This window comes from Enterobacter cloacae complex sp. 397G4, from assembly GCF_050031515.1.
Taxonomy (GTDB): domain Bacteria; phylum Pseudomonadota; class Gammaproteobacteria; order Enterobacterales; family Enterobacteriaceae; genus Enterobacter; species Enterobacter hormaechei_C.
The window spans coordinates 43278-68311 of record NZ_JBLGWE010000003.1 but is presented as its reverse complement, the minus strand read 5'-3'; the positions used below and the strand labels follow the sequence as shown (position 1 = coordinate 68311).

Below are 25034 nucleotides of genomic sequence, written 5' to 3'. Positions count from 1 at the left end.
CTTGATCCTCAACGATTATCCACAAAAGGATGTAGTAATACGTATCGCAGTCAACGGATATACATACCTCAGTAAATACCGTTGCATATCACAGTATTAGATTATGCATATAATAGTCAACATTTTACATTCCGCAGTCGATCCAGACAGACGTTAAAGCCAGTTACAGCGCATGCTGGAGCGATCCGGGGATCTCTTTTGGATCTCACTATGATCTCTTTGGGATCAATTATTGGATCGAGACCATGAATAACTCAGATACAAGGCAGGAAGCGCCCACCAGGTATCCAGAACCCTGGCCTGATTTTCCTGAATACGCTCTGGAAGATTGAGATCTACAGGTACAACAATGAAACATTGACTGCGGTATGCTGAGTCGTCTTTCCTCGTTCTCGACACAGATACAGTAAGCATCATGCCACAGTCAATATATTACATATCGCAGTCAATTTCATTATAACTGGCTGATCCCGAACCATCTTAAGCAACACGACGTACGTGCAATCTGTGAATTCTGTGATTTTCCGCTTCCTCGCCGCTTTCTCACTCCGTGAGATCGCTTACTGCGGCGAGCGGCTGTGATTAATATTGACTGCGGTATGTACTCTTTTGTAATCCTCTGCGTTCTTTGCATCACCCAATGCGGTTCACTTTGCACTTTTTCGTGCACTTTGCGATTTTATTGTTGCTTTGCAATAAATTCCAAGATTTAATAAAATAATGCAAAGTGATGATTAAAGGATGTTCAGTATGGGACTCATGGATACACTCAACCAGTGCATAAGTGCTGGTCATGAAATGACGAAAGCAATCGCCATTGCGCAGTTTAATGATGACAGTCCGGAAGCTCGGAAAATAACCCGGCGCTGGAGGATTGGTGAAGCAGCAGATTTAGTTGGCGTGTCATCTCAGGCTATCAGGGATGCCGAGAAAGCTGGCCGGCTGCCTCACCCTGATATGGAAACCCGTGGGAGAGTTGAGCAACGTGTTGGTTATACCATCGAGCAAATCAATCACATGCGGGATGTATTTGGTACACGGCTGCGCCGTGCTGAAGATGCATTTCCGCCGGTGATTGGCGTTGCTGCTCACAAAGGTGGCGTTTATAAAACCTCAGTATCCGTACACCTGGCTCAGGATCTTGCTCTGAAAGGACTCCGTGTTCTGCTTGTTGAAGGCAATGACCCACAGGGAACGGCTTCTATGTATCACGGATGGGTGCCCGATCTTCATATTCATGCTGAGGACACTCTCCTGCCCTTTTATCTTGGGGAAAAGGATGACGCCAGCTACGCTATAAAGCCCACCTGCTGGCCTGGCCTTGATATCATCCCGTCCTGTCTGGCACTGCACCGCATTGAAACCGAGCTGATGGGGAAATTTGACGAAGGCAAATTACCTGCTGACCCTCACCTGATGCTCCGTCTGGCCATTGAAACTGTCGCTCATGATTATGACGTGATTGTTATCGACAGCGCACCCAACCTTGGTATCGGTACGATAAATGTTGTATGCGCTGCTGATGTACTGATTGTCCCTACTCCGGCAGAGCTGTTCGACTACACCTCCGCACTGCAGTTTTTCGATATGCTTCGTGACCTGCTTAAGAACGTGGATCTTAAAGGCTTCGAGCCAGATGTCCGTATTCTGCTTACCAAATACAGTAATAATAACGGCTCGCAGTCCCCGTGGATGGAAGAACAAATTCGGGATGCATGGGGAAGCATGGTCCTTAAAAATGTTGTGCGCGAAACGGATGAAGTCGGTAAAGGTCAGATCCGTATGAGAACCGTTTTTGAACAGGCTATTGATCAACGTTCTTCAACCGGTGCCTGGCGTAATGCCCTCTCTATCTGGGAGCCTGTTTGCAATGAGATTTTTGATCGTCTGATTAAACCACGCTGGGAGATTAGATAATGAAGCGTGCCCCTGTCATTCCAAGACATACCACACATACTCAATCGACAGAAGATACTTCATCACCGGCGCCGGCCGCGCCGATGGTGGATTCATTAATTGCGCGCGTGGGTGCTATGGCCCGCGGTAATGCTATCTCTCTTCCGGTATGTGGACGGGAAGTAAAATTTACCCTTGAGGTGCTCCGGGGAGACTCTGTTGAGAGTGCTTCACGCGTATGGTCAGGCAATGAGCGCGATCAGGAATTACTTACCGAAGATGCTCTGGATGATCTCATTCCTTCATTTTTACTGACCGGTCAGCAGACTCCAGCTTTCGGCCGCCGGGTTTCTGATGTCATAGAAATTGCAGACGGCAGCCGTCGCCGTAAAGCCGCAATCCTGACGGAAAGTGATTATCGCGTTCTGGTTGGTGAACTGGACGATGAGCAGATGGCTGCATTGTCCCGACTGGGTAACGATTATCGGCCGACGAGTGCTTATGAACGTGGCCTGCGTTATACAAGCCGGCTGCAGAATGAGTTTGCAGGAAATATTTCTGCGCTTGCCGATGCGGAAAACATCTCTCGTAAGATCATTACCCGCTGTATCAATACGGCCAAACTGCCTAAATCCGTTGTTGCCCTGTTTGCACATCCTGGAGAACTGTCTGCCCGGTCAGGTGAAGCCCTTCAGAAGGCTTTTGCAGATAAAGAAGAATTACTGAAGCAGCAGGCTGAGACTCTCCACGATCAGAAGAAAGCGGGACTAATCTTTGAAGCTGAAGAGGTCATTAGTCTTTTAACATCCGTACTGAAACAATCTCCCGCATCAAGAGTTAATCTGAGCTCACGTCATCAGTTTGCTCCAGGGGCAACAGCATTGTATAAGGGCGATAAAATGGTGCTTAACCTGGATAGGTCCCGCATTCCTGCGGAGTGTATAGAGAAAATAGAAGCCATTCTTAGGGAGCTTGAGAAACCAGGAGTCTGATGCGGACACGCTTTAGTCTACGGTGATCTCCCTTTACTTCATTTCCTTTCTCACAGGCCAGAAAACATAACTGGCCTGAATATTCTCTCTGGGACCACGGTCCCATCTGTATCGCCGCTCAGGTTATCTCCTTGGGACCACGGTCCCACCTGCGTCGTCGGTCAGGTTATCTGCCTGGGACCACGGTCCCACCTGTATCGCCGGTCAGGTTATCTGCCTGGGACCACGATCCCATCTGCATAGCCGGTCAGGTTATCTGCCTGGGACCACGGTCCCACCTGTATCGCCGGTCAGGTTATCTGCCTGGGACCACGGTCCCACCTGCATCGTCGGCACATTATTAGTTAGGGACAACGGTTCAATCAATGCCTGTCACGAACAAGTATTGGCTTGTCGCCAGCAACCCGTTGAGCGGAGTAATCACGCAGCAGGACGGCTGTTACAGGCGATGGTGAAAGCTCTGCTGGGATCTGAACGAAGCATGTTGAGTGAAATTTGCAAAATTTCGCAGAGTATGCGGCTTCATCTTTAAATTTCCGCCAGCATTTTTAAAGCCAGCTACCGACGCTGCGCGTTGGCCGGCCCTTCGTCCGGCGGGTAACCAGTACCGGCCGATCTTACGACCCTGGATGAACATCATCCCGTCAGCAGCGTCTCCACTGTGATGTCGTTTTTCACACTGTCCGATCACAAAATAGAACGGGCAGGGACAACATATGACAACATATGGTAGGAAAAGCAGCTGCCAGAGACACAATATATTGATTATCCACAGTAACGGGGGATAACCATGTGGGTAACATATTGAAAGTGCAACACGTTATCTGATTAATTGACTTTGTAAACGCCGCTGAACCATGAAAAAAAACCGGGGGAATCATCACAGCGCATAAACATACCGTTTTGTTTTTGGGTGACGGTAAGGAGGCCCCTTTTATCACCACATACCTTGTCAAAGGTTTCCATTTCTATCCGGCTTTGTTGAATAAATCGAACTTTTGCTGAGTTGAAGGATCAGATCACGCATCTTCCCGACAACGCAGACCGTTCCGTGGCAAAGCAAAAGTTCAAAATCACCAACTGGCCCACCTACAATAAAGCCCTCATCAACCGTGGCTCCATAACTTTCTGGCTGGATGATGAAGCTATTCAGACCTGGTATGAGTCAGCAACACCTTCTTCACGAGGCAGACCTCAGCGCTATTCTGACCTTGCCATCACGACTGTGCTGGTCATTAAACGCGTATTCAGGCTGACCCTGCGGGCTGCGCAGGGTTTTATTGATTCCATTTTTACACTGATGAATGTTCCGTTGCGCTGCCCGGATTACACCAGTGTCAGCAAGCGCGCAAAGTCGGTTAATGTCAGTTTCAAAACGTTCACCCGGGGTGAAATCGCGCATCTGGTGATTGATTCCACCGGGCTGAAGGTCTTTGGTGAAGGCGAATGGAAAGTCAAAAAACACGGCAAAGAACGCCGTCGTATATGGCGAAAGTTGCATCTGGCAGTTGACAGCAACACACATGAAATCATCTGTGCAGACCTGTCGCTGAACAATGTGACGGACTCAGAAGCCTTCCCGGGTCTTATCCGGCAGACTCACAGAAAAATCAGGGCAGCATCGGCAGACGGCGCTTACGACACCCGGCTCTGTCACGATGAACTGCGGCGTAAGAAAATCAGCGCGCTTATCCCACCCCGAAAAGGTGCGGGTTACTGGCCCGGTGAATATGCAGACCGTAACCGTGCAGTGGCTAATCAGCGAATGACCGGGAGTAATGCGCGGTGGAAATGGACAACAGATTACAACCGTCGCTCGATAGCGGAAACGGCGATGTACCGGGTAAAACAGCTGTTCGGGGGTTCACTGACGCTGCGTGACTACGATGGTCAGGTTGCGGAGGCTATGGCCCTGGTACGAGCGCTGAACAAAATGACGAAAGCAGGTATGCCTGAAAGCGTGCGTATTGCCTGAAAACACAACCCGCTACGGGGGAGACTTACCCGAAATCTGATTTATTCAACAAAGCCGCCATAGCGAAAAAGTGTTTTTAACAAGATACGGTATCAGGTATTTAGCCGTTGATGCGTCAATACCGTAGGTAAATTTAGCAACTAGAAACCATACCATTATTGGCGGCAAAGTAATTGCAAATAAAAATGCTAAGCCTCTTTCTCTATCGTCCATTTCAGCGCTCCTTTTTTGGTTCCCAGACTTTATAGCCGTTACGTTCAACCTCTGCTTTTGCCGCTTTGGTTTTACCCGGTTCTGCTATCGAACGTAGGAGGATCAGCGTTTCAATAGCGAGTGATTCATGCAACATCATCTGTCCTGCCGGTGGGAATGTTACGCCAGATAGCGTTTCGGTTATTGCCTTCAGCTCATCGCGCAGTGAGCCAAAATCCGCATCTGAAGCACGGTCAAAAAGGTAATCCAGTTTGCGATTTACGTCGCTCAGCTGGTTGGTAACTATTTTCAACCCGGACTCCAGATCACCTGGGCCAGCTTCAAGGCAGCGCCGCAGATACTCTGACCGATTACCACCTGAAACCAGGTCTATATAGGCCAAAAGTTCATCTGATACTTTTGCGGTTATTGTTGGCATTCAGTCCTCACTTTGTGCATTTTTTAAACGAAAAAAGGGTGTCTAATACGGTGAAATCATAGTATTACCAAAGTAATAAATAAAAAATGTTTTAAATCAGTAAGTTAGATTAGATTTGTAATACCTGGGTAATACCGCAGCATGGTTAAATTTGGTTTTTTTTCTTTTAAATCAGTGAGATAGCGTGATTTATCACGCTGCGTTAGGTGTATAGCAGGTTAAGGGATAAAAAATCATCTTTTTTTGGTAGGGCGATCTCCGTAGGTTAAGGGTCATTTGGCTAAAAAGCGTCCTATTCTTTGATGGTCATGCTTGCATGACCATCTGAGCAACCAAAAACTACAGATAAACTACAAAAAACGTTTTGCCTTAGCGTTGGAAGACTACAAATAGACTACAATAAAACTACAAAGAAACTACAAAAAACGTGACAGACTACAAATAGACTACAAGAAAACTACAGATAAACTACAAAACTCGATTGACCCCTTCTTACGAGTGTTGTAGAGTCATTTTCATACAACGGAGGGGGTTATGAATAAACCAGCAGATCTGAAACCCCGCAACTTATCGGCTGCTGTCAGATTGCGCCTAAATGAAATCGAGAACTGGCTGGACAGAGGGCTAACGCGGCATGAAATTGCTGAAATCCTCGACAGCGAATACAGCTTTTCGGTAACAGCCAAAGGGCTTGAGATGGCACTGTATAGAACGCGGCAAAACCGAAAAAATGTATTGCACAATACACATGATAAGAGTAGCGCGAAGGGTGCAGCGGAAAGTGTATTGCACAATACACAACCGTCTGAGCCTGAAGCGCAGGAAAGTGAAAAAGCAGAGAGTCCCGGCATTATTGATAAAGAATTCTTCAATAAAATCGGTGAGAATTTCGACCCTAAGAAGTTCAACAAAAAATTCTGAGGTGATTTATGAAAGTAGCGGTAATTAATTACAGTGGCAGTGTTCGTAAAACCTTAATTTCATCTTACCTGTTAGCCCCGCGGCTGACTGGTGCAAAGTTCTATGCGGTAGAGACTATCAACCAGTCTGCTTCCGATCTGGGTATTGAAAATGTGACCAGTTTTAAAGGTGACGACTTCTCACGTTTGATTGAGGGGTAATGACTCCAACTTACTGGTAGTGTTTTATGTTCAGATAATGTCCAATGACTTTGTCATGCAGTTCTCCCTTCAGGCGTGATTCATAAAGCGGCCAGTCATCCGTCATCCATACCACGACCTCAAAGGCCGACAGCAGGCCCGGAAGACGCTCCAGCGTGGCCAGAGTGCGTTCACCGAAGACGTGCGCCACAACCGTCCTCCGTATCCTGTCATACGCGTAAAACAACCAGCGCTGGCGTGATTTAGCGCCGACGTAACCCCACTGTTCGTCTATTTCCGCGCAAACAATGACGTCACTGCCCGGTTGTATGCGTGAGTTTACCGACTGCGGCCTGAGAGGCGGTGTAAGTGAACTGTAGCTGCCATGTTTTACGGCAGTGAGAGCAGAGATAGCGCTGATGTCCGGCAGTACTTTTACCGTTACGCACCACGCCTTCAGTAGCTGAGCAGGAGGGACAAGTGATGGAGATGGAAGCCACTGGAGCACCTCAAAACCACCATCATACACTAAATCAGCAAGTTGGTAGCATTACCCAGAACTGGACAGAATAGTCTGTATGTCTAACTTCTGGCCACAGATATAATCGAGCCAGCAGTGCTCGCCGCAGCCGAGCGACAGGGCGAAGCCCCGAGTGAGCGAGGAAGCACCATGGAACAGTACTCATAAATTCTGCATACGCTCAATGCCTGCAAAATCACCTCCCATAGGGGTTATCCACTTATCCACGGGGATATTTTTATAAGATCTTTTTAAATAGTTGTTAGATTTTTATTTTTAGAATGCCCACAGGCCTTTATCCATGCGGGTTCCAGAGAGGGATCTGTGACAAAACGCCCTTTCAGTGTGACAAATCACCCTCAAATAGCCGCCATTTCTGTGACAAGTTGCCCTTAACCCTGTGACAAATTGCCCTCAGGAAGCGTTGCTTTTCACAAAGTTATCCATCCCTGTTGACTCTGTTTTATGAAGTGTGACAATCTTAAAGTCTGTCACACTTCGCATGGACCTGTCATGGCGGAAATAGCGGTTATAAACCATAAAAAACGTAAAAATAGCCCGCGGATTGTCCAGTCTAACGAGCTGACTGAGGCGGCATATAGTCTCTCCAGGGATCAAAAGCGTATGCTGTATCTGTTCGTTGACCAGATCAGAAAATCCGACGGCTCCCTGCAGGAACATGACGGCATCTGCGAAATTCACGTTGCTAAATACGCTGAAACATTCGGGCTGACCTCCGCTGAAGCCAGTAAGGATATACGACAGGCTTTAAAAGGTTTTGCGGGTAAGGAAGTGGTTTTCTATCGCCCTGAAGAGGATGCCGGCGATGAAAAAGGGTATGAATCCTTTCCCTGGTTTATTAAACGTGCGCACAGCCCATCCAGAGGGCTTTACAGCGTACATATCAACCCATATCTGATTCCCTTCTTCATCGGGTTACAGAACCGGTTTACGCAGTTCCGGCTCAGTGAAACAAAAGAGATTACCAATCCGTACGCCATGCGTTTATACGAATCTCTGTGCCAGTACCGTAAACCTGATGGCTCAGGTGTCGTGTCCCTGAAAATCGACTGGATCATGGAACGCTACCAGCTACCTCAAAGTTACCAGCGTATGCCGGACTTTCGCCGCCGTTTCCTGCAGGCAAGTGTTGACGAGATCAACAGCCGGACACCAATGCGCCTTTCTTACATCGAGAAAAAGAAAGGCCGCCAGACGACGCATATCGTATTTTCCTTCCGTGATATAACCTCCATGACGATTGAATAGTTGAGGGCTATCTGTCACAGATTTAAGGGTGGTTCGTCACATTTGATCTGGAAAGTTGAGGGTGATTTGTCACAGTTTTGCTGTTCCCTCCCTGGCATCCTGCGCTTACTCATAGTTTTTTTGGCTGTAACCGGTAGTGGAGCCAGAATTGAGGGCAATTTGTCACCCTATCCTGAGGGTAGTTTGTCACACTAGATTTTCTCCCTCTTCCCGGGTAATGGTGCCAACTTACTGATTTAGTGTATGATGGTGTTTTTGAGGTGCTCCCGTGGCTTCCATCTCCATCACTTGTCCCTCCTGCTCAGCTACTGAAGGCGTGGTGCGTAACGGTAAAAGTACTGCCGGACATCAGCGCTATCTCTGCTCTCACTGCCGTAAAACATGGCAGCTACAGTTCACTTACACCGCCTCTCAGCCCGGTACACACCAGAAAATTATTGATATGGCCATGAATGGCGTCGGATGTCGCGCCAGTGCACGCATTATGGGCGTTGGCCTCAACACGATTTTACGACACTTAAAAAACTCAGGCCGCAGTCGGTAAACTCACGCATACAACCGGGCAGTGATGTGATTGTCTGCTCTGAAATGGATGAACAGTGTGGTTACGTCGGCGCTAAATCACGCCAGCGCTGGTTGTTTTACGCGTATGACAGGATACGGAGGACGGTTGTTGCACACGTCTTCGGTGAACGTACTATGGCCACGCTGGAGCATCTTCTGAGCCTGCCGTCGGACTTTCAGGGCGCGTGGTTCCTTTTAAACACCAGCTCTGTATCTCTTTTAAAGATCCTTCAATAAATCCTGTAAACACATAACCTGTTCATCGCCTGCCCTGTGGACAGGCTCGGGAGAATGCCCGCCCTTGCAGCGACCTGACGGTCGCGCCGGTTCGGCAACACCTGAGAGAGCTCCCATCGCTTCGCGACGGGCCCCGACCGGAGAACTACATTAGTTACAGCATTCAAAAGGAAGTTAATCATAAAACCGGCGCCGGTTTGCCGGCCAGGAGCCCCTCCCCACCACTGAAAAGCGCCGCCGCCCCCGGCCGAAGGCCGGGAGTAGTGTCGCTTTTAATAATGGGTGTTGTAACTATTCTTCTTCATCGCTGTGGGTGGAGCGGCGGTCAGTTGCCTGGTACACGCTCGTAAGCGGCCCTGCGGCCCGCTAACGCGGAGATACGCCCCGACTACGGCTGTCGCCTTGCCGGGACCACTCCGACCGCGTACAGAGGCATCTGAGACGTTTTTAGCGGGTATAGCTTTGCAGCTACCGTGTTAAGTTCCCTGGTGTCGCTGAAATAGTTGATGAACATCCCCCTAAGCGTCAGCAGCAAGCTGCCGCCGCTAAGGCCCCGGAAATCACGCCCTTTACGTCGTAAACGCCGTAAAGCCCGCTCACCGGGGTTAAAAGGGATTACTTTGACTTCTTCATTGCTGTTAGCGGGTTAAGGCTAATCAGGGCAGGGGGTAGGGTGGCATAATTTATAGCCCGGTAACCGGCTACGCCGGGCTTTCGGCGCCATTTGACTCCACAGACACATGTAACCTCATCTGGCGCCTCCATGCCGCTGACGCGGCATCCAGAAGTTTCCCGATGCTGTAAGTCTTAACGTCTGCTTTGTGCCAAATGCTGACGCTCAGGAATTGAGTTTCAGGTACTTTAAAAGCGAGGCTAGAGACTCGACAGGTCCAGCGTGACAACTAGGTGAGCGGGTTTCATCCCAGGGCATTGCATCATCAGTGCAGAAGTCTCCTGCACATTCCATTTCAAGACGTTCGTCAATTAAACCAACAGGAACCCAGACATAAGGTACATCTCGCAGACTGTTAGGCACAGTTGAGCCACATACATTGCAAAAATCTGTACGGTACCCCGTTGGCTTAGACCATGAAGCAATGCAGTTTTCCCCTTTAATCCAGCGAAACTCACTGTCTTTGACTAGTGTGGCGAGATTGTAACCCACGCCGCTCTGCTTTCTGCAAAGCGAGCAATGACAACGATAAAACACTGCTGGTTTATGAGTAAGTTCAAATTCAATTGTTCCACACAAACAAGATCCATTCATTTCAAAACCATTCCTGCAAGGCCTAAGAGATTTTATGAAACATTACCATCTTTTTTGTACTGAATAGGAGCGCTCTTTTTGGCAACTCAAAATCAGCTATCAGTCGGTCTGAATATCCGCTCTTCGCTCATAACGGACTGCGCTCACTTATTGCAGTGAGCGTTACCTTGTGTTTAATGCCAGCCTGGTATAGTCAGGGGCTTTGTTGAATAAATCAGATTTCGGGTAAGTCTCCCCCGTAGCGGGTTGTGTTTTCAGGCAATACGCACGCTTTCAGGCATACCTGCTTTCGTCATTTTGTTCAGCGCTCGTACCAGGGCCATAGCCTCCGCAACCTGACCATCGTAGTCACGCAGCGTCAGTGAACCCCCGAACAGCTGTTTTACCCGGTACATCGCCGTTTCCGCTATCGAGCGACGGTTGTAATCTGTTGTCCATTTCCACCGCGCATTACTCCCGGTCATTCGCTGATTAGCCACTGCACGGTTACGGTCTGCATATTCACCGGGCCAGTAACCCGCACCTTTTCGGGGCGGGATAAGCGCGCTGATTTTCTTACGCCGCAGTTCATCGTGACAGAGCCGGGTATCGTAAGCTCCATCGGCGGCGGCTGACCTGATTTTCCGGTGGGTTTGCCGGATAAGACCCGGGAAGGCTTCTGAGTCGGTCACATTGTTCAGCGACAGGTCAGCGCAGATGATTTCATGTGTTTTACTGTCAACTGCCAGATGCAGCTTACGCCATATACGACGGCGTTCCTGGCCATGCTTTTTGACTTTCCACTCGCCTTCACCGAAGACCTTCAGCCCGGTGGAATCAATTACCAGGTGTGCGATTTCACCCCGGGTGGGCGTTTTGAAACTGACATTAACCGACTTTGCCCGCCTGCTGACACAGCTGTAATCCGGGCAGCGTAGCGGAACGTTCATCAGAGAAAAAATGGAATCAATAAAGCCCTGCGCAGCGCGCAGGGTCAGCCTGAATACGCGTTTAATGACCAGCACAGTCGTGATGGCAAGGTCAGAATAGCGCTGAGGTCTGCCTCGTGAAGAAGGTGTTGCTGACTCATACCAGGCCTGAATAGCTTCATCATCCAGCCAGAAAGTTATGGAGCCACGGTTGATGAGGGCTTTATTGTAGGTGGGCCAGTTGGTGATTTTGAACTTTTGCTTTGCCACGGAACGGTCTGCGTTGTCGGGAAGATACGTGATCTGATCCTTCAACTCAGCAAAAGTTCGATTTATTCAACTAAACCATAAAAAGTGTATGGAAATATAGTGGCCAATCTACTAAAGTCTTTTTCGTTAACAGTGGCATAAATCAGCATCGCCTGATGTTTCTGGTTCTATGCGAATTCACAGTGTGCTCATTGATTCGTAATTCACTCTGACAAGGAAATGGCAATGAAAAAGGTTCTTCTTTCTGCAGCAATGGCAACCGCGTTTTTTGGCATGACTGCTGCCCATGCAGCTGATACCAATGTTGGCGGCGGCCAGGTTAATTTCTTCGGTAAAGTTACCGATGTATCCTGTACTGTTTCCGTTAACGGCCAGGGCAGCGATGCGAACGTTTACCTGTCTCCGGTAACCCTGACTGAAGTTAAAGCGGCAGCAGCGGATACTTACCTGAAACCGAAATCTTTCACCATTGACGTCTCTAAGTGCCAGGCTGCTAATGGCACTAAACAGGATGACGTAAGCAAACTGGGCGTGAACTGGACCGGCGGTAACCTGCTGGCTGGCGCAACCAGCAAACAACAGGGCTACCTGGCGAACACCGAAGCTTCCGGTGCTCAGAACATCCAGCTGGTGCTGTCTACTGACAACGCTACCGCGCTGACCAACAAAATCATCCCGGGTGGCAGCACTCAGCCGAAAGCGAAAGGCGACGCTTCCGCTGTAGCTGATGGCGCGCGTTTCACCTACTACGTAGGCTACGCCACCAGCGCGCCGACCACGGTAACCACCGGTGTGGTTAACAGCTACGCGACTTACGAAATTACTTACCAGTAATTCCGTCAGAAAATAAAACTGCCCCGCGATGGGGCAGTTAATAACAATAATAAAGCGGCAATGTCCGCCGCTTGTATTTTTATTCTGAGGTCAGCATGAAGCGTATTGCCCTTTTTTTCTGTTTCATTTTTAGTTTTGCGGCCCATGCCAACAATATTATTGTTAACGGTACCCGCTTTATTTATCCAGGAAATGAAAAAGAAATAACGGTACAGCTTTCAAATAACGCCGACCGTCCGGCGCTGGCGCAGGCCTGGCTGGATAACGGCGATGCCGATGCCACACCGGATACCATTACCACCCCGTTTATTATCACCCCGCCGATTTCGCGCGTTGACGCCAAGAGCGGCCAGACGCTGCGTATTAAGCTCGGTAGCAGCGCCGGTCTGGCGAAAGATAAAGAGACGCTGTGGTGGCTGAATCTGCTGGAAATTCCGCCGGTGGTGGCCAATCAGAAAAATGAAGGCCAGAACGTGCTGCAGCTGGCGATCCGTTCGCGCTTTAAATTTATTTATCGTCCTGCCGGACTGGGCAACCGCGATGCGGCGGCCGAGAAGCTGACCCTGACCGCCAGCGGCAGTAGTCTCGCCATCAACAACCCGACGCCGTTCTACATTACCGTCAGCCGTATTTCCCGCGACGGCGGTAAAGCCCTGAACAGCAAAACCGTGATGCTGGCGCCGCAGTCCAGCCAGACGGTGGCGCTCTCCTCCGCCGTCAACCGCGGCGAAACCCTGACCGTTAACAACATTAATGACTATGGCGCCGATGTCGCAGTGAAAGTGGCCGTTAAATAAGGGAAAAGCTAATGAAGCAGAGGTCATTCTGCCCGGGAAGATTAAGCACCGCGATCGCCATCGCGCTGTGCTGCTTTCCGCCATTTTCCAGCGGACAGGAAAACCCGGGAACGGTATATCAGTTTAACGACGGCTTTATTGTCGGCAGTCGCGAAAAGGTCGATCTGTCGCGCTTTTCGACCAGCGCGATTACCGAAGGAACTTACTCCCTTGACGTCTACACCAACGACGAGTGGAAAGGGCGCTACGATTTACGCATCGCGCGCGATAAAGATGGTCGGCTGGGCGTCTGCTACACCAAAGCGATGCTGGCCCAATATGGCATCGCGGCGGAAAAGCTCAATCCGCAGCTGAGCGAGCAGGAGGGCTACTGCGGTAGCCTCAAATCCTGGCGCAACGAAGAAAACGTCAAAGACAACCTGGTCCAGTCCTCCCTGCGGTTGAACATTTCGGTACCGCAGATCTATGAAGATCAACGCCTGAAAAACTATGTCAGCCCGGAGTTCTGGGACAAAGGTATTACCGCGCTCAATCTTGGCTGGATGGCGAACGCCTGGAACAGCCACACCTCTTCGGTAGGCGGGTCGGATAACAGCAGCGCCTATCTGGGCGTCAACGCCGGTCTGTCGTGGGACGGCTGGCTGCTGAAGCACATCGGCAACCTGAACTGGCAGCAGCAGCAGGGTAAAGCGCACTGGAACAGCAACCAGACCTATCTCCAGCGCCCTATCCCACAGCTCAACTCCATCGTCAGCGGCGGGCAGATTTTCACCAATGGTGAATTTTTCGACACCATCGGTCTGCGCGGGGTTAATCTTTCCACCGATGACAATATGTTCCCGGACGGCATGCGCTCGTATGCTCCGGAAATTCGCGGCGTGGCGCAGAGCAACGCCCTCGTCACCGTGCGTCAGGGCAGCAATATTATCTATCAGACCACCGTTCCGCCCGGACCGTTTACCCTGCAGGATGTCTATCCTTCCGGCTATGGCAGCGATCTTGAGGTCTCGGTGAAAGAAGCGGATGGCTCGGTAGAAGTGTTTAGCGTGCCTTACGCTTCCGTCGCCCAGCTGCTGCGTCCGGGAATGACCCGCTACGCGCTCTCCGCCGGTAAAGTGGACGACAGCGCGCTGCGCAACAAGCCGATGCTCTATCAGGCGACCTGGCAGCACGGGATCAACAATCTGTTGACCGGCTACACCGGGGTCACCGGTTTTGACGACTATCAGGCCTTCCTGGTGGGGACAGGGATGAACACCGGCATCGGCGCGCTCTCTTTTGACGTCACCCATTCGCGGTTGAAGAGCGATGCCCATGATGACTCGGGTCAGAGCTATCGCGCGACCTTTAACCGCATGTTTACCGATACCCAGACCAGCATCGTGCTGGCGGCGTATCGCTACTCGACGAAAGGTTATTACAACCTCAACGACGCGCTGTACGCCGTCGATCAGGAAAAAAATAGTCGCAGCAACTACACCCTGTGGCGGCAAAAAAACGGCATGACCTTCACGGTGAACCAGAACCTGCCGGACGGCTGGGGCGGGTTTTATCTCAGCGGCCGTATCTCCGATTACTGGAACCGCTCCGGGACCGAGAAGCAGTATCAGGTCAGCTACAACAATTCATTTGGTCGTCTCTCCTGGTCAGCGAGCGCGCAGCGCGTCTATACGCCAGACAGCTCCGGTCATCGTCGCGACGATCGTATTTCACTCAACTTCAGCTACCCGCTGTGGTTTGGCGATAACCGCACCGCCAACCTGACGTCGAACACCTCGTTCAATAACTCGCGCTTTGCCAGCTCGCAGATTGGTATCAACGGTTCGCTGGACAGTGAAAACAACCTTAACTACGGCGTGTCGACCACCACCGCCACCGGCGGTCAGCATGATGTGGCGCTCAACGGCAGCTACCGTACGCCATGGACCACCCTCAACGGCAGCTACAGCCAGGGCGAAGGCTATCGTCAGAGCGGCATTGGCGCCAGCGGGACGATGATCGCCCACAGCGGCGGCGTGGTGCTCTCACCGGAAAGCGGCTCGACGATGGCCCTGATTGAAGCCAAAGACGCGGCCGGGGCGATGCTTCCGGGATCGCCGGGCACCCGTGTGGACAGCAATGGTTACGCCATCCTGCCGTATCTGCGCCCGTACCGGATTAACGCCGTGGAAATCGACCCGAAAGGCAGCCATGACGACGTGGCCTTCGATCGCACCGTGGCGCAGGTTGTGCCGTGGGAAGGCAGCGTGGTTAAGGTCGCGTTCGGCACTAAGGTGCAGAACAACCTCACCCTGCAGGCGCGCCAGGCGAACCACGAGCCGTTGCCGTTTGCGGCAAGTATTTTCTCCCCCGACGGCAAGGAGATCGGCGTTGTCGGCCAGGGCAGCATGATGTTTATCAGCGATGCGAACGCCAAACGCGCGATTGTGAAGTGGAGCGGCGGGCAGTGTTCGGTGGATCTGGGACAGCAAACAACAAAGGATAGCGTATGTCGCTGAGGAAATTACTAACGCTTTTTATCGTCTTAATGGCGCTGGGAACCACCTCGTCCTGGGCCTCCTGTACGCGTCTCTCATCGCCAACGGTGATGCTGGACATGGTGGTGGGCAGGGTGGTGGTGCCCCCGGATCTGCCGGTGGGCTCGGTGATCCTTACCCGCGACTGGACGATGAGCGCTCCCGGCGGGGCAAGCTATCGCTGTACTTCCGGCACCAACCGCTTTGCGGCGAAGATCGTGTCGCCAGGGGCCACGGACCTTGGAAATAAAATCTACTCCACCAACGTGCCGGGAATCGGCATGCGTTTCAGCCGCGGCGGCGCGACGGTGAATATCGTCTATCCCGACGTCTATTCGTCCCGGGTATATAACACCACCGACTATTCCCTCGAAGGGTCGCGCTTTACGCTGGAGATTATCAAAACCGCGGCAACCACCGGCAGCGGCACCCTGGTGGCGGGTAAGTACACCTCCTACGACTGGGAGAGCGGCAATAACCCGATCCTCGAAACCTATCTGAGCGCCAACGCCATCACCGTGGTCTCGCCCTCCTGTTCAGTGCTGAGCGGGAAAAATATGAATGTCGATGTGGGTTCCATCCGGCGCACCGACCTGAAAGGGGTCGGCACCACCGCCGGCGGGAAGGATTTTAATATCGACCTGCAGTGCAACGGCGGCCTGAGTGAAACGGGATATGCCAACATTAGCACCTCGTTCTCCGGTACCCTGGCCACCAGCACTACCGCTACCATGGGCGCCTTGCTGAATGAAAAAGCCGGCAGCGGGATGGCGAAAGGCATTGGCATCCAGGTGCTGAAGGATGGCTCCCCGCTGCAGTTTGATAAGAAATACGCCGTCGGCCGCTTGAATAATCAGGAGACCCGCTACATCACCATACCGCTGCACGCGCGTTTTTATCAGTATGGCCCGACGACCAGCACCGGCGAGGTGGAGTCGCATATGATCTTTAACCTGACGTACGATTAATACGGGAGGGGGAATGAAGGGATTGCCGAAAAACACTATCGCGTGGCTGCTATTTTGCGGCAGCCTCGCCGCCCCCTCGGCGTGGGGTTTTGAGACCAATTACGATCGCGGACGGGTCGATTTTGCCGGGCGGGTGACGGATATTTCCTGTAGCGTCGCGCTAAACGGCGGCCAGCATGCCGGCAGCGGTAATGTCTGGCTGGCGCCGGTCAGCCTGGCGGAAGTCCACGATCGCGGGGCCGGGGCGTTTATGAAGCCGCAGCCTTTTACCCTGGCGCTGTCAAACTGCCAGCTACGTCATGATGGTGGAGCAGCTTCGCAGGATGAGGTGCGTCGGGTCAGCGTGCGCTGGGTCGATGGTTTTTTACTGACGGCGGTCGGTAACGAAAACGCCGGGTATCTGGCCAATACCTTGCCGGATGGAGCGCAGAATATTTATCTGGCCCTATCGACTAACGATAATAATACTCTGGATAAGAGTAATAAAATTGTCCCGGCGGACCCGCAGCAAAATCAGGTGCGTTTGCAGGAAAGCGCGGTCAGCGGCGGCCTGTTCACCTATTACGTTGGCTATGTTTCGCCAACGCCGAAAAGCGCCACCAGCGGGCCGATTACCAGCTGGGCAACGTGGGAATTAGTTTATAATTAAGTGACGTTAAAAAGCCGGGAATTCCCGGCTTTTTTTACATGGCAATATCATCGGCGACCAGTTGTTCAATACTGACTTCCCGCCAGTAATGTCCCTGGATAGCAAACCACTCCATTCCCTGCAGCCATTCTTTATGGGCTTCGCTTTCGACACCTTCAATAATCACATTATGATGGTTGCGCGATAAAAAGGTCACCAGCGCATCCATCAGCTGGCGGCCGGACTCTTTGCGCATCAGGTGCCAGAAAAAATCCTTATCAATTTTCACATAGTCAAAGTGATAACCGCGAATAGCGTTAATTCCCGCGTAGCCGGAGCCGAAGTCGTCGAGCCACAGTGAGGTATCCTGTGGGCTCTGCCAGGCGGCAAGAGAATTATGCAGCAGATTCTCGGCGTTTTCGGTTACCTCGAAATGGACGCAGGTCAGGGCGGCGATTTTGGCTTTTATATCCTTCTGGCGCAACAGGTTCAGGATATGGTCATCAACGTTAATTGTTGCGGAAATATGGTTACGTAAAAACCAGGCTTTATGCTTTTCAATCAGTGCCAGTTGTTCGAGAAAAATACGTTCACGAACGGCGGCGGTAGCATGGCGGAAAAAATCTTCGGGGGAAATAGAAAGATTATCAAAGCGGCTTAAGCATTCCACCGCGACCAGAGTACCTTGTGGGGAAAACATTTTCTGAAAGACGTAGCGTACAGCGATATCATTACGAGATAAAATGTTGTCTTCGAATATTTTAGTGTTCATTATCCCTCTTCACGAGGTTAGTCAGACAATAGGCAGAGGATACATTAATTATAGGCTACCTGATGATTAATGGGAATGGCGGGAAATGTAAATCAACAGCGAATAAGTACGCTTTATCCGCTACTGATTTACCGGGAGAACATTTAGCATTGATGGAGAGCGGCAATACGCTGATGGCTTTGTTAAGGAAGGTGCGAATAAGCAGGTCATTTCTTCCCAAGCTGACTCGCTGATTAAAATTTCGCGGATCTGGGCCGATTTTTTTCCCGCAAACACATCGAATCAGCCTATTTAGGCTATTTTTTCCACCATTTCTGGCGTTATTTCCGGTTTTTACTGAGATCTCTCCCACTGACGTATCATTTGGTCCACCCGAAACAGGTTGGCCAGGGTGAATAACATCGCCAGTTGGTTATCGTTTTTCAGCAGCCCCCTGTATCTGGCTTTCACGAAGCCGAACTGCCGCTTGATGATGCGAAACGGGTGCTCCACCTTGGCACGGATGCTGGCTTTCATGTATTCGATGTTGATGGCCGTTTTGTTCTTGCGCGGATGCTGCTTCAAGGTTTTTACCCTGCCGGGACGCTCGGCGATCAGCCAGTCCACATCCACCTCGGCCAGCTCCTCGCGCTGTGGCGCTCCTTGGTAGCCGGCATCGGCTGAGACAAATTGCTCCTCTCCATGAAGCAGATTACCCAGCTGATTGAGGTCATGCTCGTTGGCCGCGGTGGTGACTAGGCTGTGGGTCAGGCCACTCTTGGCATCGACACCAATGTGGGCCTTCATGCCAAAGTGCCACTGATTGCCTTTCTTGGTCTGATGCATCTCCGGATCGCGTTGCTGCTCTTTGGGGTCGGTTCCGGCTGAGGGCGAAATGACACCCTAAGCGTTAGCTCTGTGTCGTTGCACGATGTCAGCGACGGTATTCTTGCTGATACCGAGCTCGCGTGCGATCCAGCGATAGCTGCGTCCCTCGGCCCTCATCGCAACCACCTTAGGCAAAAGTCGGTCTGATTTTGGTCGCACTCCGGCCTGACGACCAAGCCTCTTACCACGTGCCTTCGCAACAGCAAGGCCTGACTTGACCCGCTCGCTGATGAGATCCCGCTCAAACTCCGCAATGCCGGAAAGAAACGTCGCCAGCATTCGTCCATACGGCGACGAAAGATCGAACGCCATTCCATTCATGGCTATCACGGAAACCTTCCAGTTCTCCAGTTCACGTAGCGTATTGAGCAGATCGAGCGTCGAGCGCCCCCACCGGGAAAGCTCAGTGACCAGGATTGCATCAATTTGTCTGGACTGGGCAAGCGCCAGGACTTTCTTTCGCTCGGCCCGGTCGAGTTTAGTTCCTGAACCTGTTTCCTTAAATATTCCCACCACGTCGTAGCCGGCACGGCCGGCGAAGGCTCGCAGATCAAATTCCTGGCGTTCACAAGACTGATCCGCTGTTGAAACCCGGCAGTAAATGGCGGCACGATGTCCCAATTGAACCCTCCTGGATTTTTGTATCGGAACGCCCTGATTTATATGGGCTGGCTGTTGTCCAAAACAGACTATACTTCAAAAGGGACGAATTTGTATGTCACGACGCCATATTTTCACCGAACGGCAGCGAGCAGCGCTGTTCGATCTGCCCACGGACGAACTGTCGCTACTGAAGTTCTACACGCTGGGCGATGATGACCTGGAAAACATTAGGCAGGGCACTGTTGCAAAGTTAGCGATGAGGCAGCCTTTTGTCTTATTCAAAGGCCTTACATTTCAAAAACTCTGCTTACCAGGCGCTTTTCGCCCAGGGGATCACCATAATAAAATGCTGAGGCCTGGCCTTTGCGTAGTGCACGCATCACCTCAATACCTTTGATGGTGGCGTAAGCCGTCTTCATGGATTTAAATCCCAGCGTGGCGCCGATTATCCGTTTCAGTTTGCCATGATCGCATTCAATCACGTTGTTCCGGTACTTAATCTGTCGGTGTTCAACGTCAGACGGGCACCGGCCTTCGCGTTTGAGCAGAGCAAGCGCGCGACCATAGGCGGGCGCTTTATCCGTGTTGATGAATCGCGGGATCTGCCACTTCTTCACGTTGTTGAGGATTTTACCCAGAAACCGGTATGCAGCTTTGCTGTTACGACGGGAGGAGAGATAAAAATCGACAGTGCGGCCCCGGCTGTCGACGGCCCGGTACAGATACGCCCAGCGGCCATTGACCTTCACGTAGGTTTCATCCATGTGCCACGGGCAAAGATCGGAAGGGTTACGCCAGTACCAGCGCAGCCGTTTTTCCATTTCAGGCGCATAACGCTGAACCCAGCGGTAAATCGTGGAGTGATCGACATTCACTCCGCGTTCAGCCAGCATCTCCTGCAGCTCACGGTAACTGATGCCGTATTTGCAGTACCAGCGTACGGCCCACAGAATGATGTCACGCTGAAAATGCCGGCCTTTGAATGGGTTCATGTGCAGCTCCATCAGCAAAAGGGGATGATAAGTTTATCACCACCGACTATTTGCAACAGTGCCAAAAATACCCTCAGCAATTAGTGTACTGAGGGTATTGTTAACCATCCGTAGGATCGTTCAACTGATCAATGCCTTAACTGATCGGTGTTATCCCGATTGGGAGGCTTTACAAAATAGCTCATTTTTATCTTACGCTTGCGCTTTCTTAGGCAAAGAAAAGTGCAGTAAGGCATAGCCAAGTAATGCTGCTGTCGTAGAACCCATTAAGATACCGAGTCGAGCATAGGTATCAAATTCAGGACTTACATTTCCGAACGCTAAAGAGGAAATGAAGATAGACATTGTAAAGCCAATACCACACAACACAGATACCGCAAAGATATGCTTGAAGTTAACGCCTTCAGGTAACTTAGCAACGCCCATTTTTACCGCTGCCCAGCTAAAGGTAAAGATACCTAGAGGCTTACCAACCAGTAGACCCAAAGCAATACCGAGTGGCAGCATTGAAGTTAGACCTGACATCGATACGCCTTCTAACGAAATCCCCGCATTGGCAAATGCGAATAGAGGCAGAATACCAAATGCCACGTATGGGTGAAGCGCGTGCTCCATATGTTTAAGTGGAGAATGTTCGCCCTGCTTTCCCTTTAGTGGGATAGCAAAACCAATCACTACACCTGCCAATGTTGCGTGAACACCAGATTTAAGCACCGCGAACCATAAGATCGCACCGACGATCATGTATGGCGTAAGTTTTGTTACTTCCTTCGCATTCAACATGAATAGGACACCAGTCATGATGAAGCCAACAAGCAACGCCATGGTCGACAGGTCACCGGTGTAAAATAGCGCGATAATAACAACTACACCTAAATCATCGATGATAGCAACCGCCAGCAAGAACACTTTTAGGCTTACTGGTACACGCTTACCTAATAACGCCATGATACCTAAAGCAAAAGCGATATCTGTCGCCGCTGGAATTGCCCAACCAGAAATCGCCTCAGGATCGTTGGCATTAAAGGCTACGTAAATAAGAGCAGGAGTTAATATACCGCCAACCGCTGCAATCGCAGGGAAAATTGCGGTTTCTTTTGATTTTAACGCACCTTCAAGCAGCTCTCGCTTAACTTCAAGGCCAATGAGTAAGAAGAAAACAGCCATTAGGCCGTCATTAATCCAGTGAGAAACTGACATACCAAATACATAAGTATGCAGTACAGATTGATAAGTTTCGCCCAGCGGTGAGTTAGCAATGGTCATCGCAATTGCCGCGGCAATCACGAGAAGAATACCACCAGCTGATTCCATTTTGAAAAAGTCACGAATGACATCGTTCATGGTTTCGTCCTTATATTTATTATCTTAATAAACGATTAACAAAGAATGATAAGAGTGTATAGCGGTCGAAAACTTTAGAATAATTGAATCGCCACGGATAATCTAGACACTTCCGAGCCGTTGATTGGACTGACCCCACGCCCGTAGACAAATTCTGTCCTCACGACGAGGCGGCACTGTTGCAAATAGTCGGTGGTGATAAACTTATCATCCCCTTTTGCTGATGGAGCTGCACATGAACCCATTCAAAGGCCGGCATTTTCAGCGTGACATCATTCTGTGGGCCGTACGCTGGTACTGCAAATACGGCATCAGTTACCGTGAGCTGCAGGAGATGCTGGCTGAACGCGGAGTGAATGTCGATCACTCCACGATTTACCGCTGGGTTCAGCGTTATGCGCCTGAAATGGAAAAACGGCTGCGCTGGTACTGGCGTAACCCTTCCGATCTTTGCCCGTGGCACATGGATGAAACCTACGTGAAGGTCAATGGCCGCTGGGCGTATCTGTACCGGGCCGTCGACAGCCGGGGCCGCACTGTCGATTTTTATCTCTCCTCCCGTCGTAACAGCAAAGCTGCATACCGGTTTCTGGGTAAAATCCTCAACAACGTGAAGAAGTGGCAGATCCCGCGATTCATCAACACGGATAAAGCGCCCGCCTATGGTCGCGCGCTTGCTCTGCTCAAACGCGAAGGCCGGTGCCCGTCTGACGTTGAACACCGACAGATTAAGTACCGGAACAACGTGATTGAATGCGATCATGGCAAACTGAAACGGATAATCGGCGCCACGCTGGGATTTAAATCCATGAAGACGGCTTACGCCACCATCAAAGGTATTGAGGTGATGCGTGCACTACGCAAAGGCCAGGCCTCAGCATTTTATTATGGTGATCCCCTGGGCGAAATGCGCCTGGTAAGCAGAGTTTTTGAAATGTAAGGCCTTTGAATAAGACAAAAGGCTGCCTCATCGCTAACTTTGCAACAGTGCCCGTCATCTGGCCGCCCTCGCGGGCGATCTTGAGCAGCCGGTTCTGGTGAACCAGCCGCTCGATGCCGGAGGGCAGGTCGAGCGCCTGCCACGCCTTGAGGCGTTCGATGTGTTCCAGCATGTGCCGCGAGTTCGGTTTGACCGGGGATTGCCGCAGCCAGGCCAGCCACGTCGTCTTGCCGTTGTCGCGGCGCTTGAGCAGATCGTCGAGGCGACGGCGATGCACGTCCGTCAGCGGCTCAGCCAAGGCGTCGTAGAGACGCCGGTTGGCGCGGGTAATCGCTTCGGCGCTCGCCCGCTCGACGGCGTTGAGGGCGGGCACAATGACCGACTGCCGCCGCAGGTGCTCGATCAAGGCTCTGGCCAGCACGATGCCCTTGTCGGTTTGCATGGCCAGCTCGGTCAGCAACTGGACAGCCTGCCGGTAGTGGCCAATCGTGAACGGCTGGAAGCCGAACACCGTTTGCAGCTCGACCAGGTGCTCGCGTCGGGTCTGCTCACGCTGCCCGTACTCGTCCCAGCTTTCGATGCCGACCTTGAGCTGGTTGGCGACCAGTCTCAGCAATGGCGGGAACGGTGGCTCATCAGCGCCAAGGATGACGCCGGGAAAGCGCAGGTAGCAGAGCTGCACCGCGAAGCCCAGCCGATTGGCCGGGCCGCGCCGCTGCCGGATGATGGAGAGGTCGCTTTCGCTGAACGTGTAGTGACGGATCAACTCATCCTTGGTGTCCGGCAACGCCAGCAGGCTTTCGCGCTCGGCGGCGGAGAGGATCGAACGGCGGGGCATGCGGTTTCCTTCTTCTTGAAAACGTAGGTTTGTGACAAGCCCGCCAAGGCAACCGGCGCGGCACGGGAATCAAGGCATTGCGATTCTCGAAAATAGTTCTTGAAATTCTATTCTTGATTGCATATCATCTCAACGAGTTTCGATAAGAAAGGATGCGCATGCGACCGTCTGTTGTGCTTGACATGAAGCGAAGCGCAGTGCGTGAAGCGGTAGGCCGCTTTCGCGCCGCGAACCCGCGCGTCTTCGGCTCGGTGCTGCATGGCACCGACCGGGATGGCAGCGACCTCGACCTGTTGGTCGATGCGCTGCCCGGTGCCACGTTGTTGGACTTGGGCGATTTGGAAGAAGAACTGAAATCGCTGCTCGGCGTTGACGTCGATCTGCTGACTCCCGGCGACCTGCCGCCGAAGTTCCGGGCCAAGGTGCTCGCGGAGGCGCAACCGATATGAGCGAGAACCGCCTGCCCGATTACCTCGACCACATTCAGCAGGCCGCAACCGATGCGCGCAGCTTCGTGGAAGGGATGGCCAAGGACGACTTCTTGGCCGACAAGCGCACCCAGCAGGCCGTCATCATGAGCCTGATCGTCATCGGCGAGGCGGCCACAAAGGTGATGGATGGCTACGTCGAGTTCACCCAGGCGCATGCCGACGTGCCGTGGCGCAGCATGCGCAATATGCGTAATCGCATGGCTCACGGCTATTTCGACATCAACCTCGATGTGGTGTGGGAGACGGTACAGGAATGGCTGCCGGCGTTGCTCCAGCAATTGCCCGCCGTGCGTCAGGATGCCGACGATGAAGACCGTAACGACAACTGTGAAAGAGGGATCTCCGATGACTGTTGAATCGAGAATATTTTCTGTAGCCGAGTATGTTCAGCCGTCCGAAGGCGAGCCTATTCGTTCCGTTGTGCTTGAAACCCGAGACTCAATTATCGTGGTTTGGCATGTCCATCCCGGGCAGGAAATTGCGGCTCACATTCATCCTCACGGCCAAGACACGTGGACTGTTTTGTCGGGAATGGCTGATTACTTTCAGGGCAATGGGATTGTTCGTGCCCTCAGGGAAGGTGAGATAGCCGTGGCAAGACCGGGCCAAGTGCACGGGGCGCGAAATACAGGTACCGAGCCATTTGTGTTAGTCTCGGTTGTGGCATCAGCCAATGCCGGTTTCGTATTGGCTGAGCGATAGAGCCCAATCTCTGGAGTTGGTCCAATGAGCGGTCGGGGAGATAGGTAACAGACATGCAGCGGACACGGCTGCTAAACCAGGTCGCAAACCTCCTTGCGTCGCAGCGTGCCGCA

At 51.7% G+C, this 25034-nt stretch carries 23 protein-coding genes and 5 pseudogenes; 17 read left to right on the top strand and 11 right to left on the bottom strand.

Annotation, left to right across the window (positions count from 1 at the left end):
* The first annotated feature begins 750 nt into the window (after positions 1-750).
* The 3 genes from sopA (at position 751) to ACQG1Y_RS25670 (ending at position 4863) form a co-directional block, all read left to right on the top strand.
* Entirely contained in the window at positions 751-1917 is a 1167-nt protein-coding gene (gene sopA / locus ACQG1Y_RS25680) for a plasmid-partitioning protein SopA (RefSeq protein ID WP_000523812.1), read from the top strand.
* On the top strand, positions 1917-2888 hold the full coding sequence (locus tag ACQG1Y_RS25675) for a ParB/RepB/Spo0J family plasmid partition protein (protein ID WP_043523096.1): 972 nt from the start codon (positions 1917-1919) through the stop codon (positions 2886-2888). Before sopA ends, ACQG1Y_RS25675 begins: the two co-directional genes overlap by 1 nt.
* Positions 2889-3894: 1006 nt before the next feature.
* Positions 3895-4863 (top strand): IS5 family transposase, encoded by a 969-nt coding sequence (locus ACQG1Y_RS25670; RefSeq protein ID WP_072206253.1) that lies wholly within the window; start codon positions 3895-3897, stop codon positions 4861-4863.
* 45 nt (positions 4864-4908) lie between these two features.
* On the opposite strand, the gene ACQG1Y_RS25665 is transcribed toward ACQG1Y_RS25670, so the two are convergent.
* Together ACQG1Y_RS25665 and ACQG1Y_RS25660 are read right to left on the bottom strand one after the other, a co-directional pair.
* Positions 4909-5076, bottom strand: a complete 168-nt coding sequence (locus tag ACQG1Y_RS25665; protein ID WP_230794139.1) for a hypothetical protein — start codon at positions 5074-5076, stop codon at positions 4909-4911.
* Position 5077: 1 nt separating this feature from the next.
* Positions 5078-5494, bottom strand: a complete 417-nt coding sequence (locus ACQG1Y_RS25660) for a hypothetical protein (RefSeq protein ID WP_001142362.1) — start codon at positions 5492-5494, stop codon at positions 5078-5080.
* 534 nt (positions 5495-6028) lie between these two features.
* Between ACQG1Y_RS25660 and stbA the strand changes: the two genes are divergently transcribed.
* On the top strand, positions 6029-6415 hold the full coding sequence (gene stbA / locus ACQG1Y_RS25655) for a plasmid stabilization protein StbA (RefSeq protein WP_001039463.1): 387 nt from the start codon (positions 6029-6031) through the stop codon (positions 6413-6415).
* 8 nt (positions 6416-6423) lie between these two features.
* The gene (locus ACQG1Y_RS25650) at positions 6424-6615 is read left to right on the top strand and encodes a hypothetical protein (RefSeq protein ID WP_000861580.1); all 192 of its coding nucleotides are present in this window, start codon (positions 6424-6426) and stop codon (positions 6613-6615) included.
* Positions 6616-6625: 10 nt separating this feature from the next.
* On the opposite strand, the pseudogene ACQG1Y_RS25645 reads toward ACQG1Y_RS25650, so the two are convergent.
* Positions 6626-7094, bottom strand: a pseudogene (locus ACQG1Y_RS25645) (IS1 family transposase).
* A 533-nt stretch (positions 7095-7627) separates the two neighbouring features.
* Here ACQG1Y_RS25645 and repE point away from each other — a divergent pair.
* Together repE and ACQG1Y_RS25635 are read left to right on the top strand one after the other, a co-directional pair.
* On the top strand, positions 7628-8383 hold the full coding sequence (gene repE / locus ACQG1Y_RS25640) for a replication initiation protein RepE (RefSeq protein WP_000807690.1): 756 nt from the start codon (positions 7628-7630) through the stop codon (positions 8381-8383).
* 268 nt (positions 8384-8651) lie between these two features.
* Positions 8652-9124 (top strand): annotated as a pseudogene (locus tag ACQG1Y_RS25635) (IS1 family transposase); the annotation flags it as partial.
* Between the two features lie 898 nt (positions 9125-10022).
* Here ACQG1Y_RS25635 and ACQG1Y_RS25630 read toward each other — a convergent pair.
* Together ACQG1Y_RS25630 and ACQG1Y_RS25625 are read right to left on the bottom strand one after the other, a co-directional pair.
* Positions 10023-10451 (bottom strand): GFA family protein, encoded by a 429-nt coding sequence (locus ACQG1Y_RS25630; protein WP_001554382.1) that lies wholly within the window; start codon positions 10449-10451, stop codon positions 10023-10025.
* Between the two features lie 254 nt (positions 10452-10705).
* On the bottom strand, positions 10706-11674 hold the full coding sequence (locus ACQG1Y_RS25625) for an IS5-like element IS903B family transposase (protein WP_000654812.1): 969 nt from the start codon (positions 11672-11674) through the stop codon (positions 10706-10708).
* A 180-nt stretch (positions 11675-11854) separates the two neighbouring features.
* On the opposite strand from ACQG1Y_RS25625, the gene mrkA reads away from it, so the two are divergent.
* The 5 genes from mrkA (at position 11855) to mrkF (ending at position 17393) form a co-directional block, all read left to right on the top strand.
* On the top strand, positions 11855-12463 hold the full coding sequence (gene mrkA / locus ACQG1Y_RS25620; protein WP_032676100.1) for a type 3 fimbria major subunit MrkA: 609 nt from the start codon (positions 11855-11857) through the stop codon (positions 12461-12463).
* 95 nt (positions 12464-12558) lie between these two features.
* Positions 12559-13260, top strand: coding sequence for a type 3 fimbria chaperone MrkB (mrkB, locus tag ACQG1Y_RS25615; protein WP_000820818.1), 702 nt, complete (start codon positions 12559-12561; stop codon positions 13258-13260).
* Between the two features lie 11 nt (positions 13261-13271).
* Complete coding sequence (gene mrkC, locus ACQG1Y_RS25610) at positions 13272-15758, top strand: type 3 fimbria usher protein MrkC (protein WP_000813718.1); 2487 nt, start codon at positions 13272-13274, stop codon at positions 15756-15758.
* Positions 15749-16744 carry a type 3 fimbria adhesin subunit MrkD gene (mrkD, locus tag ACQG1Y_RS25605; RefSeq protein ID WP_426737428.1) on the top strand — a complete coding sequence of 332 codons (996 nt, stop codon included), beginning with the start codon at positions 15749-15751 and terminating at the stop codon, positions 16742-16744. The genes mrkC and mrkD overlap by 10 nt, the downstream gene beginning before the upstream one ends.
* Before the next feature lie 13 nt (positions 16745-16757).
* Positions 16758-17393, top strand: coding sequence for a type 3 fimbria minor subunit MrkF (gene mrkF / locus ACQG1Y_RS25600; RefSeq protein ID WP_002916122.1), 636 nt, complete (start codon positions 16758-16760; stop codon positions 17391-17393).
* 34 nt (positions 17394-17427) lie between these two features.
* Here the strand turns inward: mrkF and mrkJ are convergent, their stop codons facing one another.
* The 3 genes and pseudogenes from mrkJ to ACQG1Y_RS25585 form a co-directional block, all read right to left on the bottom strand.
* The gene (gene mrkJ, locus ACQG1Y_RS25595) at positions 17428-18144 is read right to left on the bottom strand and encodes a cyclic-di-GMP phosphodiesterase MrkJ (protein WP_004149658.1); all 717 of its coding nucleotides are present in this window, start codon (positions 18142-18144) and stop codon (positions 17428-17430) included.
* Positions 18145-18477: 333 nt separating this feature from the next.
* Positions 18478-19023, bottom strand: a pseudogene (locus ACQG1Y_RS25590) (IS5 family transposase); the annotation flags it as partial.
* A gap of 3 nt (positions 19024-19026) precedes the next feature.
* Positions 19027-19632 carry a recombinase family protein gene (locus ACQG1Y_RS25585; RefSeq protein ID WP_000509966.1) on the bottom strand — a complete coding sequence of 202 codons (606 nt, stop codon included), beginning with the start codon at positions 19630-19632 and terminating at the stop codon, positions 19027-19029.
* Between the two features lie 94 nt (positions 19633-19726).
* On the opposite strand from ACQG1Y_RS25585, the pseudogene ACQG1Y_RS25580 reads away from it, so the two are divergent.
* Positions 19727-19843, top strand: a pseudogene (locus tag ACQG1Y_RS25580) (DUF4158 domain-containing protein); the annotation flags it as partial.
* A gap of 58 nt (positions 19844-19901) precedes the next feature.
* Here ACQG1Y_RS25580 and ACQG1Y_RS25575 read toward each other — a convergent pair.
* Both ACQG1Y_RS25575 and nhaA read right to left on the bottom strand, forming a co-directional pair.
* A complete protein-coding gene (locus ACQG1Y_RS25575; protein WP_045347821.1) occupies positions 19902-20606 on the bottom strand; it encodes an IS6-like element IS26 family transposase in 705 nt (234 codons plus the stop codon).
* Positions 20607-20798: 192 nt separating this feature from the next.
* Positions 20799-21950 (bottom strand): Na+/H+ antiporter NhaA, encoded by a 1152-nt coding sequence (gene nhaA / locus ACQG1Y_RS25570; RefSeq protein WP_001000602.1) that lies wholly within the window; start codon positions 21948-21950, stop codon positions 20799-20801.
* 235 nt (positions 21951-22185) lie between these two features.
* Here nhaA and ACQG1Y_RS25565 point away from each other — a divergent pair, with 235 nt between their 5' ends.
* Positions 22186-22890 (top strand): IS6-like element IS26 family transposase, encoded by a 705-nt coding sequence (locus tag ACQG1Y_RS25565; RefSeq protein ID WP_001067855.1) that lies wholly within the window; start codon positions 22186-22188, stop codon positions 22888-22890.
* Between the two features lie 19 nt (positions 22891-22909).
* On the opposite strand, the pseudogene ACQG1Y_RS25560 reads toward ACQG1Y_RS25565, so the two are convergent.
* Positions 22910-23728, bottom strand: a pseudogene (locus tag ACQG1Y_RS25560) (DUF4158 domain-containing protein); the annotation flags it as partial.
* 158 nt (positions 23729-23886) lie between these two features.
* Between ACQG1Y_RS25560 and ACQG1Y_RS25555 the strand changes: the two are divergent.
* Genes ACQG1Y_RS25555 through ACQG1Y_RS25545 form a run of 3 tightly spaced genes read left to right on the top strand, consistent with a single transcriptional unit; the run spans position 23887 to position 24921 of the window.
* Complete coding sequence (locus ACQG1Y_RS25555; RefSeq protein WP_001247892.1) at positions 23887-24177, top strand: nucleotidyltransferase family protein; 291 nt, start codon at positions 23887-23889, stop codon at positions 24175-24177.
* A complete protein-coding gene (locus tag ACQG1Y_RS25550; protein ID WP_001293886.1) occupies positions 24174-24575 on the top strand; it encodes a HepT-like ribonuclease domain-containing protein in 402 nt (133 codons plus the stop codon). Before ACQG1Y_RS25555 ends, ACQG1Y_RS25550 begins: the two co-directional genes overlap by 4 nt.
* On the top strand, positions 24565-24921 hold the full coding sequence (locus tag ACQG1Y_RS25545) for a cupin domain-containing protein (protein ID WP_000215515.1): 357 nt from the start codon (positions 24565-24567) through the stop codon (positions 24919-24921). Before ACQG1Y_RS25550 ends, ACQG1Y_RS25545 begins: the two co-directional genes overlap by 11 nt.
* The last annotated feature ends 113 nt before the right edge of the window (positions 24922-25034 follow it).

What these genes read in the sequence shown, in the direction of transcription:
- repE (WP_000807690.1), top strand. Translation starts at nt 7,628, where the DNA reads ATGGCGGAAATAGCGGTTATAAACCATAAAAAACGTAAAAATAGCCCG.
- sopA (WP_000523812.1), top strand. Translation starts at nt 751, where the DNA reads ATGGGACTCATGGATACACTCAACCAGTGCATAAGTGCTGGTCATGAA.
- mrkA (WP_032676100.1), top strand. Translation starts at nt 11,855, where the DNA reads ATGAAAAAGGTTCTTCTTTCTGCAGCAATGGCAACCGCGTTTTTTGGC.
- ACQG1Y_RS25565 (WP_001067855.1), top strand. Translation starts at nt 22,186, where the DNA reads ATGAACCCATTCAAAGGCCGGCATTTTCAGCGTGACATCATTCTGTGG.
- ACQG1Y_RS25665 (WP_230794139.1), bottom strand. Translation starts at nt 5,076, where the DNA reads ATGGACGATAGAGAAAGAGGCTTAGCATTTTTATTTGCAATTACTTTG.
- ACQG1Y_RS25555 (WP_001247892.1), top strand. Translation starts at nt 23,887, where the DNA reads ATGCGACCGTCTGTTGTGCTTGACATGAAGCGAAGCGCAGTGCGTGAA.
- mrkJ (WP_004149658.1), bottom strand. Translation starts at nt 18,144, where the DNA reads ATGAACACTAAAATATTCGAAGACAACATTTTATCTCGTAATGATATC.
- ACQG1Y_RS25675 (WP_043523096.1), top strand. Translation starts at nt 1,917, where the DNA reads ATGAAGCGTGCCCCTGTCATTCCAAGACATACCACACATACTCAATCG.
- ACQG1Y_RS25575 (WP_045347821.1), bottom strand. Translation starts at nt 20,606, where the DNA reads ATGAACCCATTCAAAGGCCGGCATTTTCAGCGTGACATCATTCTGTGG.
- mrkC (WP_000813718.1), top strand. Translation starts at nt 13,272, where the DNA reads ATGAAGCAGAGGTCATTCTGCCCGGGAAGATTAAGCACCGCGATCGCC.
- mrkB (WP_000820818.1), top strand. Translation starts at nt 12,559, where the DNA reads ATGAAGCGTATTGCCCTTTTTTTCTGTTTCATTTTTAGTTTTGCGGCC.
- stbA (WP_001039463.1), top strand. Translation starts at nt 6,029, where the DNA reads ATGAATAAACCAGCAGATCTGAAACCCCGCAACTTATCGGCTGCTGTC.
- mrkD (WP_426737428.1), top strand. Translation starts at nt 15,749, where the DNA reads ATGTCGCTGAGGAAATTACTAACGCTTTTTATCGTCTTAATGGCGCTG.
- ACQG1Y_RS25545 (WP_000215515.1), top strand. Translation starts at nt 24,565, where the DNA reads ATGACTGTTGAATCGAGAATATTTTCTGTAGCCGAGTATGTTCAGCCG.
- ACQG1Y_RS25650 (WP_000861580.1), top strand. Translation starts at nt 6,424, where the DNA reads ATGAAAGTAGCGGTAATTAATTACAGTGGCAGTGTTCGTAAAACCTTA.
- ACQG1Y_RS25660 (WP_001142362.1), bottom strand. Translation starts at nt 5,494, where the DNA reads ATGCCAACAATAACCGCAAAAGTATCAGATGAACTTTTGGCCTATATA.
- nhaA (WP_001000602.1), bottom strand. Translation starts at nt 21,950, where the DNA reads ATGAACGATGTCATTCGTGACTTTTTCAAAATGGAATCAGCTGGTGGT.
- ACQG1Y_RS25550 (WP_001293886.1), top strand. Translation starts at nt 24,174, where the DNA reads ATGAGCGAGAACCGCCTGCCCGATTACCTCGACCACATTCAGCAGGCC.
- mrkF (WP_002916122.1), top strand. Translation starts at nt 16,758, where the DNA reads ATGAAGGGATTGCCGAAAAACACTATCGCGTGGCTGCTATTTTGCGGC.
- ACQG1Y_RS25630 (WP_001554382.1), bottom strand. Translation starts at nt 10,451, where the DNA reads ATGAATGGATCTTGTTTGTGTGGAACAATTGAATTTGAACTTACTCAT.